General features: G+C 40.4%; 10 protein-coding genes. 3 read left to right on the top strand and 7 right to left on the bottom strand.

Annotated features, from left to right (window positions below; translation table 11 throughout):
- Positions 1–67 precede the first annotated feature (67 nt).
- On the bottom strand, positions 68–628 hold the full coding sequence (locus I593_RS07985; RefSeq protein ID WP_016167056.1) for a 6TM ABC transporter family protein: 561 nt from the start codon (positions 626–628) through the stop codon (positions 68–70).
- A 160-nt stretch (positions 629–788) separates the two neighbouring features.
- Positions 789–2,963 (bottom strand): YccS family putative transporter, encoded by a 2,175-nt coding sequence (gene yccS / locus I593_RS07980; protein ID WP_016167055.1) that lies wholly within the window; start codon positions 2,961–2,963, stop codon positions 789–791.
- A 141-nt stretch (positions 2,964–3,104) separates the two neighbouring features.
- Between yccS and I593_RS07975 the strand changes: the two genes are divergently transcribed.
- Positions 3,105–4,322 carry a multidrug effflux MFS transporter gene (locus I593_RS07975; protein ID WP_016167054.1) on the top strand — a complete coding sequence of 406 codons (1,218 nt, stop codon included), beginning with the start codon at positions 3,105–3,107 and terminating at the stop codon, positions 4,320–4,322.
- Positions 4,323–4,394: 72 nt separating this feature from the next.
- Here the strand turns inward: I593_RS07975 and I593_RS07970 are convergent, their stop codons facing one another.
- Complete coding sequence (locus tag I593_RS07970) at positions 4,395–4,952, bottom strand: hypothetical protein (RefSeq protein ID WP_016167053.1); 558 nt, start codon at positions 4,950–4,952, stop codon at positions 4,395–4,397.
- A gap of 245 nt (positions 4,953–5,197) precedes the next feature.
- Here I593_RS07970 and I593_RS07965 point away from each other — a divergent pair, with 245 nt between their 5' ends.
- Positions 5,198–6,697 (top strand): cation:proton antiporter, encoded by a 1,500-nt coding sequence (locus I593_RS07965; protein WP_016167052.1) that lies wholly within the window; start codon positions 5,198–5,200, stop codon positions 6,695–6,697.
- A 27-nt stretch (positions 6,698–6,724) separates the two neighbouring features.
- Positions 6,725–7,069 (top strand): MGMT family protein, encoded by a 345-nt coding sequence (locus I593_RS07960; protein WP_016167051.1) that lies wholly within the window; start codon positions 6,725–6,727, stop codon positions 7,067–7,069.
- Between the two features lie 54 nt (positions 7,070–7,123).
- On the opposite strand, the gene I593_RS07955 is transcribed toward I593_RS07960, so the two are convergent.
- The 4 genes from I593_RS07955 to carB form a co-directional block, all read right to left on the bottom strand.
- The gene (locus I593_RS07955) at positions 7,124–7,564 is read right to left on the bottom strand and encodes a universal stress protein (RefSeq protein ID WP_016167050.1); all 441 of its coding nucleotides are present in this window, start codon (positions 7,562–7,564) and stop codon (positions 7,124–7,126) included.
- Between the two features lie 337 nt (positions 7,565–7,901).
- The gene (locus tag I593_RS07950) at positions 7,902–8,528 is read right to left on the bottom strand and encodes a CatB-related O-acetyltransferase (RefSeq protein WP_016167049.1); all 627 of its coding nucleotides are present in this window, start codon (positions 8,526–8,528) and stop codon (positions 7,902–7,904) included.
- Between the two features lie 419 nt (positions 8,529–8,947).
- Complete coding sequence (gene greA, locus I593_RS07945; protein ID WP_016167048.1) at positions 8,948–9,424, bottom strand: transcription elongation factor GreA; 477 nt, start codon at positions 9,422–9,424, stop codon at positions 8,948–8,950.
- A 93-nt stretch (positions 9,425–9,517) separates the two neighbouring features.
- On the bottom strand, positions 9,518–12,751 hold the full coding sequence (carB, locus tag I593_RS07940) for a carbamoyl-phosphate synthase large subunit (protein ID WP_016167047.1): 3,234 nt from the start codon (positions 12,749–12,751) through the stop codon (positions 9,518–9,520).
- Positions 12,752–12,758: the final 7 nt, after the last annotated feature.

Here is a 12,758-nt window from a genome sequence, read left to right as displayed (position 1 = left end):
TATCGTTTTTAATTGGTTTTGTAAAAAAGCCTTCATATTTCAGAAGGCTTTTCAGGAATCGGGTCGCTTAGATTTTCTTCGCTTCACCTACAGATTCATTTAAATGCTTGCGTATGGTTTCAAAAGAGAAATTACGTGAGTCCATGCGCTTAGGTAAAATATAGGCACCTTGTTGACCTTTTACTTTAAAGTTCAACAACATAAATTCTGGCGTGTTGTACCATTCATAAATGTCTTTCCAGCCAATTGCACCAACGCCTTCTTGCATACCCATTTGCTGGCGCATCACGATACCGTGAGGTTGTACACCCAGTTTTACACCTTTAATTTCCTGAACAGGAAACTCATTCATTTTGCGTTTAACATACCACTCTAAGCCATAAGTGCGGATTGCAAGGTATAAAGCCACCCCGACAATTGCCACCCAGCAAAAAATAGTTGAGTAGTTTTTTAATAAGATGATGCCCACAATCGCAAGAGCTACGATGGCACCCATAATCATCCATGCTTTGGTGCTAATTTTATTGGTACTACGCCAAATCACCATCTGAGCATGGCGTTGCTCAGCTTCAGAGATTTCGTAGTTCACAGGTTGTAGCGTGTAAGCGTATAAATTTTTTGCGGTCATAGTGAAAAGAGCAAATTTAAAACTAGAGAAAGTTTAGCATTAAATAGTCAGGGTTGATACGTTATAAATGCATTGTATTGCGGGGAAATTGCTGCTTTTTTAACAGCAAAATTTTGGATGCCCCGCCAGCCAATCTATGATTTGTAAAATTCGATATTCATTATAAAGATGCAAACTCAGTCGCCTGATCATCACGTTCATTGCTCAAGTTTTGCTTGAGGTGACTCAATTGCTGCAAAATACTGAACATTAACGATAATTGCTGCAAAATAATCAAAGACAATTGATCTTCTTTTTTATCTTGTGTGAGGCGCTGCCGAATGGTTTGCAACATATTTTGTGCAGTTAAATCGGGCATTTCATCTTTCAGTAATGCACCTTGAATATCTTCCTGCGCCTGACTGAGTAAATTTAGAATTTCAGGATCTATGATTTGGGCACGATGTGCACCGAGGGCCGCAATATAACTCAAAAAGGTGTGATTCAAACAAAGAAACTCAAATGCCTGACTTTTTTGCGTAGGGTCAAAGTCGGGTTCGGTGGCAAGGGTTGAAATCAGGGAGGCGACATCGGCATCGGTGTTATGTGCGGCACGTCGCACGACACGATAATTCAGACCATTATTACGCCCTTGTTTATATTGCTGAATCACTTCATTTAAGTAGGCACATTGCGCCTGTAAGCTACGTTGAATACTATGCGGTAGCCGACGGAATTTCCAATCTGGAAAAATAAAACTCACGCCTAACCATGCCAAGGCACAACCGATCAAGGTATCAATCATTCGAGGTACAGCGGCTGAAAAACCAAGACCATCTAAATTAAAATTAATTAAAGCCAAAATGGTGATAAAAGCTGTCGCTTGTGCATACTGTTTACTGCGTAATTCAAAAAACAGCACGCCACTCAAAACTAGCAGCAGTAACTGACCTTCAACCGAAGGAATAAAATACAACACCGCTTCACCAATGATGATTCCGATGAGTGTGCCGATGACTCGTAGACGGAGTCGGCGTTTGGTGGCATTAAAGTTGGGTTGGCAGACAAATAATGCGGTTAGAATAATCCAGTATCCGTATTGAATCTGCGTGACTTGTACAAAAATATAGCCGACCAGTAAAACAATTGAGAGTCGGATAGCGTGACGGAACAACACAGATTCAGGTGTAAGATGTTGTTTGATTCGGATGACAATATCATCCCAACCTTTAAGATCATCATCTTTAAGCTGGTTTTCAAGTTGTTTACTTTTATCAAAAACGATATTTTGTTCAGTTTCCAAGTTACGCAGTTGTGCATCGATTGACTTAAGGTTTTGGTATAAAGAGAACAGGGCATTCACCCAAATCGGATCGTAATGGTTATCGTCGCGTAATTTTTCTAAAGACACCTTTAGGTTTTGAAAAGAATGTTTAAAACGCTTGTTATGTTTATAGTTTTTCCGTAATAAGATGCTTTCGCTCAAATCTTTACAGGCTTTACCCTGAATAGTCAAAATTCGTTGGAAGCGAAATAGAATATCGCTGTGTTCAAAAACCTTGGTTAAAATTTGATAGTCAATATGGGCGGAATCTGCACGTTCATGGATATCTTGTGCGACAAAATAATATTGTAAACTGCGTCGAGTATCGCGTTGACCGCGGTCACCTTTTAAGCGAGTGAGCAGGGCAGTTTTCATTTCGTTGAAAATGCCCACCAATTTGCCATTTTCCAGCGACAAATCAATCATGCTTTGTTGGTAGCTTTGTGGGGTCATGTCTACATCAAATAGATTGGATTTGGCAAAGAGGAAATTGCCCAGAGAGGAATAGCATTCGGATAATTTGTCTTGCACCTGACGCACAGGGAATAACAAGAAGCTGATGGTAGAAATGACGCCATACCATGCGGCACCTGCAACCAGCAGCGAAGGTTGCATATACCATTGGTCAAATAAATGTACGCCCAACATGGAATACACGGAAATGACCAAACAACCATAAGAAATGGTGGCATAGCGTCGACCCAAAGAACCCAATAAAATAAAGCCAATACAAGAGATGATCAGCCCGATGGCGAATAGAATCGGGTGCGGGAAAAGAAAATAAATAGAGGTTGCTGTAACAAAAAAACCGATATAGGTATAAACCAAATTTAAAAGACGCACCGAGAAGCGGTCATCAATATCACTGAGACCTGCGGCAACAACACCCAGCGTGAGTGGGATGGTGGCTAGTTGATAGTCTAAAAAATAGGGAACAAATGCAGTCCCTGCGAACGCAATAATCATGCGCACGTTATACATAAAAGTGGTGTTATAAGTGGTTTGCTTCAGACGAGTAAGCCAAGTGTTCAAGTGGTTTCCTTTAAGAGATGTACATCAAACCTTTATGCAAAAAGTAGGCTTGAGTCAGGATTTAATTTCACTTTTTTGATCAAGAAATAATACTATGGAGAGTGTAAGCTTGTCTTGTTTCTTCGTAGTTAAAAATTAAATATGAATGCTGCTCAATCTCCCGTAAAAAAAACCTATTCGACTTCTTGGATTATGTTGTTGGCGCTATTAACCGCCTTAGGTCCACTCTCCATTGATATGTATTTACCTGCTTTGCCACAAATGGCCAAAGACTTTGGGGTCAGTACCCAAATGGTGGCAAATACGTTACCTGCTTATTTTTTGGGGCTTGCGGTTGGGCAGCTCATTTATGGACCATTGAGTGATCGGATTGGGCGTAAGAAACCGCTGTACTTTGGCTTAAGTCTATATGTCGTTGCTAGTCTACTCTGTGTGCTTGCGAGTAATGAATGGGCACTTATTGCGGCACGTGTCTTACAGGCACTTGGGGGGTGTGTAGGGGTGGTGATTGCACGAGCTGCTATTCGAGATCGTTTAGATATGAATGCCTCTGCGCAGGCTTTTGCCAGTATGATGATTGTGATGGGGGTGGCACCAATTTTGGCACCTACTTTGGGAGCATTGGTGCTTAGTTATTTTAATTGGCACGCCATTTTTGTTTTTCTAATGATGATTGGCGCTGCATGCTGGTTGTGTATTCATTTCCTCTTTCAGGAAACCTTACAGCCTGAACATCGCCTACGTTTGAGTTTACCTCAAGTTTTCCAATTGTATGCAGCTATTTTTCAAGATCGTAGTTTCCGTATTCCAATGCTGGCGGGTTGTTTCTCGGGAGGGGTGCTGTTTTGTTATATCAGCTCATCAGCATCGGTGTTGATGAATGGCTATGGTTTAAATCAACAGCACTTTGCAATTGCTTTTGGTTCGAATGCCTTTGGGATTATGTTGTTATCGACCCTAAACAAAAAAATGGGTAAACATCTCTCTGTCTTTACCCGTCTGAAAATTGGCGGATTTATTCAGCTTACAGGTGCTTTAGTGTTAGTGCTTGCAGGTTTGTTGCAACAAGCTCCAATTGAACTGGTGTATGTGGGCATGTTCTTGGCGGTTTCAGGGATTGGTTTTACGGGGCCAAATGCGATGGCATTGGCGATGTCTGAACAAGGTGCACGTGCAGGAACCGCCAGTGCGGTGATGGGCAGTATGCAATTTGCTTGCGGCTTGCTAGGCGGAGTGATTCTGAATTTCTTGGTTTGGACAGACTTAATGAATATGGCAACCTTGATGCTGTGTTTCATTGCCATCGCAATGTTAGCAATCTTTGGTTTGTCTCCAGAAAAAGTAATGGCTCAATCATAGGGCTGAAGCGAAGTAAGACAGCCATCATCATGATTAAAAAAAGATGGCTGTCTTTGGATATGGAGCTATGGGCTATTTACGTAGAAATTGCTTAAAGTTGCGCAGAATACGGAAGCTGACATACAAAGCAATCAGCGCAAAGATAGCAATCCCGAAGACCACATATTTTAACTGCTGAATGTCTTGCTGGAAGAATGTTTGGATTTGCGCATCATTATAATTAAAACGGCTGACTTTCTGAGTTTGGCTGTCATGAAATTGAATATGTTGAATATAATGTTGCTGTCCAATTTTTTTTAAACCCAAAGTGTCAATTTGACGTCGATGGGTTTGATTCTCTGCATCGATACACAAGTCTTGTGCATAGTGCTCACAGCTCATTTTGGCGATAAAGCCTTGGTTAGCGACGAGAATAAAAACAGATTCATCGGGTTTCTGATTATTGGTAACCAGTACCAGAGGTTTAGCTCTAGTTGACTTTAGTTCAAACTGTTGCGCTTGAGCCAAAGCTTGAGTCGCATTTTTAATTTCTAATGTTTTGACGATACATGTCCAGACCAATGCCAACGTAATTAAAAAAATACTGGTTGCGAAACATAGGCGAAATACGGTTTTAATGGTCTGGTGCATAAATTAGCCAATCTCCTAAAAGTTTAAAGGGCAAAATAGTGGGAGTCATTTGAATAGGGATTCAATCTAAACGCTTTGTTTAATCCTGTACAAGTTTTATGTTAAAAAAATTTAACGAAACTAGGAGGCTAGCTTTAAAAGACGGTACACTGAAGTGTAAAGAATAGTGTTTAAGTCAATATTTAGTTCGCAAATCATTGAGTTCATTCGCTTGATTTTATCTCTTGGTTAGCATCGGAACTCGCATGGGTAATTTTTTATTTCTTCAAATTTTCACGGTTATTTTTGCATTATCAATTGCGACCACGATTTTTAACAAGCGAATTTTAGGTTTTCCACAAGCCATAGGTGTTCCGATTGTCTCCGCAATTTTTGTCTTTATTTTGCAGTGGGGCGCAAGCCTGTTAAATGGTAATCAGTTTATTACCATCAATATTCATAATATTGAAAATGCCGTACGTCACATCGATTTCTATGATTTTCTGATCAACGGGGTGATTTGTTTTATTCTGACCTCTTCTGCTTTGAAGTTCAAAGTGTCTGATTTGCGCAGTTATTGGAAGCCGATCAGTATTTTAGCCAGTATCGCATTGGTACTCTGTGCCGTGTTTTTTGGAGTGGTACTTTATGGCTATCAATTCTTAGTTGGGCAGCATGTCGACCTATTGGTATTGTTGCTTTTGGGTGCAGCATTGGGGGCAACCGATCCGATTGGGATTAAGGGAGTATTAAGTTCGGTTCGTGCACCGCACCATTTAATGGTCAAGCTAGAAGGCGAATCCTTATTTAATGATGCTATGTGTATTGCCTTATTCATGACCTTGCTGAATGTGTTACAAGGCGAGCATTTTAGTTTAATCGGTACACTACAAACTTTACTCTATGAAATTGTCGTTGCAATTATTATTGGTTGGGGTTTTGGTCTGGCTATTCTGAGATTGCTTCGTGGCAAACATGAAATGGAATCTCTTATTTTAACTACCGCTTTACTGGCATGTGGATCTTACTTGGTCGCACTGTTTGCACATGCTTCTGCGCCAATTGCTTGCGTATTTGGTGGATTAATTGTCGGGAATCGTTGGAAAGAAATCTTACAAGAACGTGAAATTCGGGAGGTCAATCACTTTTGGCATACCGTTGAAGGGATTATCAATTCATTCTTATTTACCCTGATTGGTTTAGAACTCTTTATTTTAGATTTAAGTGTGAGTCTGATTTTGGGTGGCATTATTGCCTTTATTATTTTGCATGCATCACGTTTTGCAGCGAATTATCTTGCCTTTGCTTTTTTCCCAAGTTTCCGACATAAAAGTTATAACGGAAGTCTAGCAATTCTGTCTTGGGGTGGGGTGCGTGGTGGAATTTCACTGGCTTTAATTCTTGCTGTTGCCAATATTCCGCAATTGAGTGAATACAGCAGTATCCTGATTGGATACACTTTTATTAGTGTACTTCTATCGGGTTTAGTCTGTGGATTAGGGCTCCCTGCTGTGATGAATGCTTTTTATTACAATCCGAATGAAGAGACAGAGGGCTTTAAAGGTTGGTATCAGCGTTTGTGTCATAAGATGAACCGTAAAGGTTTTCAGTATATTGTCGGGGAAGATGCGACTGGCAATGAAACCATCACTATTTATAACCCAGATGCCTTTGTCGATGTAAAAGCAGAAGATGGTGTTGCTGCTGTACATAATCCAGAAAAAGTCCAAGAAGTGAAACGTCTAGAAAGTCCTGGAAACTTCTAACTTCTCTGTTACGAAGGGGTTATATTGATGTCAATGACTCAGTCATCTTCAAAAGAATTAGCACAGTTAATTCTGCAAGTGGTTGCTTTAATTCCTTATGGAAAAGTTGCAACCTATGGACAAATTGCCAAGATGGCGGGTTTGCCTAAACATGCTCGTTTGGTTGGGCGTGTATTGCAACAAGTTGAAGATAAGCACTTGCCTTGGTATCGTGTAATTAATTCACAAGGTAAAATTAGCCTAAGTAAGCTGGATGCTCGGGGAGATAATCTTCAAATTGTAAAATTACAAGCAGAGAATATTGTTGTGAATGCAGGGAAGATAAATTTGAAGCTCTATCAGTGGGATGGAGAAATTTCTAAAGTTATTTGAAGGGTCTTACATCCAATGCTGAGTATGAATGTAAGACCAAGTTGATGAATCAAATTATTGACGAACCACCAATACAGGTACGCTAGTCTCCCCCAGAATTTTTTGTGCGACACTACCTAAGAAGAATTTTTTCAATCCTGTACGGCCATGTGAACCAATCACGATTAAATCAGCATTGATTTCTTTAGCAGCATTAATAATCTCTTGATGGATCATTTGCCCTTCAAGTAAACGCGTTTCAACATTTAAGCCTTCCGCACTAAATTTAGCTTTGGCATCTTGAAGTGTACCTTCAATTGATGAACGAGCACGTTCAATCAAATCATTGGTCTGTGCCGCAGTAATATATTCGGCAGCAATGTATGGGTCTAAGGCAAGTACTTGAACAACAGTAATTTTACTACCAAATACTTTGGCGAGTTCTGCTGCTTGTTTTACTGCTGCAAAAGAAGTGTCTGAACCGTCAACTGGAACTAAAATATTTTGATAAGCCATCTGTATTACTCCTTGTTTTCATTAAAAACTTTTTAGAAGCTGCTTTATTTGAGAGTTGCGACTCAAAACTATTGTTTATACTTTTATACTAACGCTAATTTTGATTTTATAAAACCTAGTATTTTCATAGGGATAAGGCTTTATAAACCGTCGATTCCATAACTTAACTTAGCATGTTTTTTGCCTAAAAAGTATGCATTGTTGTACTAAAGTCGGGTAAAAATTGTGAGAAAAATGAAATGGCTATTAAAAAGAGAAAAGAAGGGGGGCGAAAATTATAGGAATTGTATCTAGGCAGCGAACTTTATTGAAAACTAAGATGCTTGAATTGATTCACTCAACTACTCTTTGCGAGGTATTGTATTAGGGCTTCTACATCATTCGTCTGCAATTGCTCGCGCATTTTTAAAAACTGCTTTTCATCTAAGTCATAAAGTTTGAGGGCAAGCAGTTTTTGAATATCATCTTCTGGAAATCGGTATTTAATAATTTTTGCAGGTACACCACCTACAACCGCATAAGGTGGCACGTCTTTAGTGACTACAGCACCCGTCGCAACCACAGCCCCTTCACCTAGTGTAACCCCTTGCATAATCATGGCACGAGAGCCAATCCAGCAACCATCGCCAATAATAGTATTTCCAGCAGGGACAAAACTACGCGTATCAAAAGGGAAGGCTGAAATCCAGTCGGTACGATGCAGTTGATTTCCTCCCATCATAATTATGCATTCAGCACCAAAACAGACAAAATTTCCAATATAAAGTTGGTCAATTGGTTTTTCGGGTGTAGAAGGTTTGTCATGTAAATAACGCACGACACAACGTTCAAAACCTTGGTCCCAATAGGCTGAATAATATGAATAATTCCCTTTGATATGAATATTCGGATTCTTCACGGTTTTTGAGATGAATTCGAATTCGCACCAGTGTTTGACAGGGGAGTTAATCAAAGGTTCAGACATGGCGTACATCAAAAGGTTTGGATATCTGGATTATAGCGGATTGTGTACTATTTCCCTATTGTGCAAGGCTGACGATGAACTATTTACTTGATTCATGGTTGATTCGGTCGTTTAGCGAAAAAGATTCCAAAATAATCTAAACCAATGTTGAATCGAATTGGGTAACAGGAAACCACCTATAGATGAAAGTATTGTTGTGATCAGAATAATCATCACAGTGTTGATATTACTGTTGATGTAAAGTGACCATATAATTGTCACGAGGAATCCTAAAAAGAATCCACCAATCGCGTAGTAGAACGCTTGAATAATTCTGTTGTCCATTATTTAAGTTGTAGTTTTGGATTTGTTCTTATCATAAATCCTTTTGTACAAAAAAGCCCCTCAAAAGAGGGGCTTGAATCGCTAATTACATAAAATTAGAGATACTCAACGCTAACAATTTCGTATTCAACTTCGCCATTTGGTGTTTGAATCTTGGCTTCGTCACCTTCACTTTTTCCTAAAAGACCACGTGCAATTGGAGAATTGACAGAAATCTTATTAATTTTGAAATCTGCTTCGTCATCACCCACGATCATATACGTCTTTTGTTCTTCGGTATCTAAGTTTTCAATCGTCACCGTTACACCAAAAACAACACGACCATTTTGTTCAAGTTCTTTTACATCAATAACTTGAGCTGCACCCAATTTACCTTCGATGTCTTGGATACGACCTTCACAGAAACCTTGTTGCTCACGTGCAGCATGGTATTCCGCGTTTTCTTTTAAATCCCCATGTTCACGTGCTTCAGCAATGGCTGCTGTAATACGTGGACGTTCAATACTTTTTAATTGATGTAATTCTTTCTCTAAGGCTTCTTTGCCTTGGGGAGTCATAGGATAACGTTGCATTGTTGTCCCTCAAGTTTGTGAGTGTAAAAAATACAGGTTTATAAATGAAAAAAGCCCGCCACCGATAAGGTGACGGGACTTATCGGAAACGAATTAAACTACGGTTTGTAAATCTTGCAAACGGTATACATCCATTGGTAATTGGATTCCAAATGCTTGGCAAACTGCTTCAGCACCGTTAATGGTGGTTGTGTAATACACTTTACCTTGTAACGCAGCACGACGAATCATCGCTGAGTCATACTGAGCACGTTTGCCCTCAGTGGTATTGACAATAAGGTGTATTTCACCATTTTTCAAGCGGTCTACAATGTGCGGACGGCCTTCGGTTACTTTATTTACACGTTCACATGCTAAACCTGCTTGGCTAAGTACATCATGTGTACCACCAGTAGCTACAAGTTTGAAGCCGAAAGAAACAAGTTTCTTCGCAATATCAACGATGTATTTCTTGTCAGATTCACGTACAGACAAGAATGCGTGTTTAACTTCGCCTTCTGTTGGTAAACCTGGTAAGCGTTCATTTGAACCAAGCACTGCTTTGTAGAATGCTTCACCAAATGTTTTACCTACACCCATCACTTCACCTGTAGATTTCATCTCAGGGCCAAGCATTGGGTCTACGCCAGGGAATTTAGCAAATGGGAAGACAGCTTCTTTTACAGCAAAGTGAGTCGGAATAATCTCTTTAGTGAAACCTTGAGATTCTAAAGACTGACCTGCCATACAACGTGCAGCAACTTTTGCTAAAGATTCGCCAATACATTTTGATACGAATGGAACTGTACGTGAAGCACGTGGGTTAACTTCAAGAACGTAAACATCATCGCCTTTAACTGCGAACTGAACGTTCATCAAACCAACCACACCAAGTTCTTTTGCCATCGCAACAGTTTGACGACGCATCTCATCCTGAATTTCTTTAGATAAAGAATAAGGAGGAATTGAACATGCAGAGTCACCTGAGTGAATACCCGCTTGTTCGATGTGCTGCATGATACCGCCGATTACAACGTCTTTACCATCAGAAACACAGTCAACATCAACTTCAGTTGCGTCATCTAGGAAACGGTCAAGAAGAACAGGGGCTTCGTTAGATGCCTGAACTGCTTCACGAAGGTAACGTTTAAGTTCTTCTTCGTTATATACGATTTCCATTGCACGGCCACCTAATACATAAGATGGGCGAACAACTAACGGATAACCTACTTTTGCAGCTTCAGAGATACCTTCTTCAGCAGATTTTACAATGCTGTTGTTTGGTTGACGAAGCTGTAAACGCTGGATCATTTGCTGGAAACGTTCACGGTCTTCTGCACGGTCAATGGCATCTGGAGATGTACCGATAATTGGAGCACCTGCTTCTTCTAAAGCACGCGCCAATTTCAACGGAGTTTGACCGCCGTACTGAACGATAATGCCTTTTGGCTTTTCCGTACGAACGATTTCTAATACATCTTCAAGTGTAATCGGTTCGAAGTACAAGCGATCAGAAGTGTCATAGTCAGTTGAAACTGTTTCAGGGTTACAGTTCACCATAATGGTTTCGTAACCGTCTTCACGCATAGCTAAAGCAGCGTGTACACAGCAGTAGTCAAATTCAATACCTTGACCAATACGGTTAGGACCACCACCGATGACCATGATTTTGTCTTTAGTTGACGGGTTTGCTTCACACTCTTCGTCATAAGTTGAGTACATGTAGGCTGTATCAGATTCGAATTCAGCGGCACATGTATCTACACGTTTGTAAACTGGAGTGACGCCCAAGTTCCAACGATGCTTACGGAATTGCTTTTGCGAAATACCCATCAAGTTTGCAATACGAAGGTCAGATAAACCTTTACGTTTGAATGAACGGATGTTTTCAGCAGTTAAATCACCAAAACCTAAAGTTTTAATTTCATTTTCAGTTTTGATGATGTCTTCGATTTGAATCAAGAACCATTTGTCAATTTTGGTAGCTTCAAACACTTCATCTAAAGTGAAGCCGTGGCGGAATGCATCCGCAACATGCCAAATACGCTCTGGACCTGGAACTTTAAGTTCAACCAGAATCTTTTCACGCGCACCTTCAGCACCGACTTCGATTTTTTCATCGAAACCACAAACACCAACTTCTAAACCACGAAGAGCTTTGTTCATCGATTCTTGGAAGTTACGGCCAATCGCCATGACTTCACCCACAGATTTCATCTGTGTCGTCAATACTGGTTCCGCTTGTGGGAATTTTTCGAAGTTGAAACGTGGAATTTTAGTTACGACGTAGTCAATCGCAGGTTCGAATGATGCAGGAGTTGTACCGCCAGTGATGTCATTTTTCAATTCATCAAGGGTATAGCCTACAGCAAGTTTTGCTGCAATCTTCGCAATTGGGAAACCAGTTGCTTTAGATGCTAAAGCCGATGAACGAGATACACGTGGGTTCATCTCGATGATCACCATACGACCATCTTTCGGGTTAATACCGAACTGAACGTTAGAACCACCTGTTTCCACACCAATTTCACGTAAAACTGCTAAAGAAGCATTACGCATCAACTGGTATTCTTTGTCCGTTAGAGTTTGTGCAGGAGCAACAGTGATTGAGTCACCTGTGTGCACGCCCATTGGGTCAAAGTTTTCAATCGAACATACGATGATACAGTTGTCGTTTTTGTCACGAACAACTTCCATTTCGTACTCTTTCCAACCAATTAAAGATTCATCGATCAATAATTGTTTAGTTGGAGAAAGATCGAAACCACGTTCGCAAATTTCGATGAATTCTTCTTTGTTGTAGGCGATACCACCACCTGAACCACCCATTGTGAATGATGGACGGATAATCACAGGGAAGCCAAAGCGCGCTTGAATTTCTAAAGCTTGTTCCATTGACTCAGCAATGTCAGCTTTTGGACATTCAAGGCCAATTTTACGCATCGCGATATCGAAAAGTTTACGGTCTTCCGCTTTTTCAATCGCTTCTTTGGTTGCACCAATTAATTCAACATTGAATTTTTCTAAAATGCCATGCTCATCAAGTGCAAGGGCACAGTTCAATGCAGTTTGGCCCCCCATCGTTGGAAGAACTGCGTCTGGCCGTTCTTTCTCAATGATCTGTGCAACAGTTTGCCAAGTAATCGGCTCAATATAGGTTGCATCAGCCATTGAAGGGTCAGTCATAATGGTCGCTGGGTTAGAGTTCACCAAAATAACACGGTAGCCTTCTTCACGAAGGGCTTTACAAGCTTGCGCACCAGAGTAGTCAAACTCGCAGGCTTGACCAATCACAATCGGACCAGCACCAATAATTAAGATGCTTTTAATATCCGTACGTTTAGGCATTATTTCG

Source organism: Acinetobacter tandoii DSM 14970 = CIP 107469, assembly GCF_000400735.1.
Classification (GTDB): Bacteria; Pseudomonadota; Gammaproteobacteria; order Pseudomonadales; family Moraxellaceae; genus Acinetobacter; species Acinetobacter tandoii.
Note: the sequence above shows the minus strand (reverse complement) of the source record. Positions and strands in the feature narration are given on the sequence as shown.

Excerpts from the sequence above, each read along its gene's own strand:
- I593_RS07985 (WP_016167056.1), bottom strand. The coding sequence starts at position 628 with ATGACCGCAAAAAATTTATACGCTTACACGCTACAACCTGTGAACTAC.
- I593_RS07975 (WP_016167054.1), top strand. The coding sequence starts at position 3,105 with ATGAATGCTGCTCAATCTCCCGTAAAAAAAACCTATTCGACTTCTTGG.
- I593_RS07970 (WP_016167053.1), bottom strand. The coding sequence starts at position 4,952 with ATGCACCAGACCATTAAAACCGTATTTCGCCTATGTTTCGCAACCAGT.
- I593_RS07965 (WP_016167052.1), top strand. The coding sequence starts at position 5,198 with ATGGGTAATTTTTTATTTCTTCAAATTTTCACGGTTATTTTTGCATTA.
- I593_RS07960 (WP_016167051.1), top strand. The coding sequence starts at position 6,725 with ATGTCAATGACTCAGTCATCTTCAAAAGAATTAGCACAGTTAATTCTG.
- I593_RS07955 (WP_016167050.1), bottom strand. The coding sequence starts at position 7,564 with ATGGCTTATCAAAATATTTTAGTTCCAGTTGACGGTTCAGACACTTCT.
- I593_RS07950 (WP_016167049.1), bottom strand. The coding sequence starts at position 8,528 with ATGTCTGAACCTTTGATTAACTCCCCTGTCAAACACTGGTGCGAATTC.
- greA (WP_016167048.1), bottom strand. The coding sequence starts at position 9,424 with ATGCAACGTTATCCTATGACTCCCCAAGGCAAAGAAGCCTTAGAGAAA.
- carB (WP_016167047.1), bottom strand. The coding sequence starts at position 12,751 with ATGCCTAAACGTACGGATATTAAAAGCATCTTAATTATTGGTGCTGGT.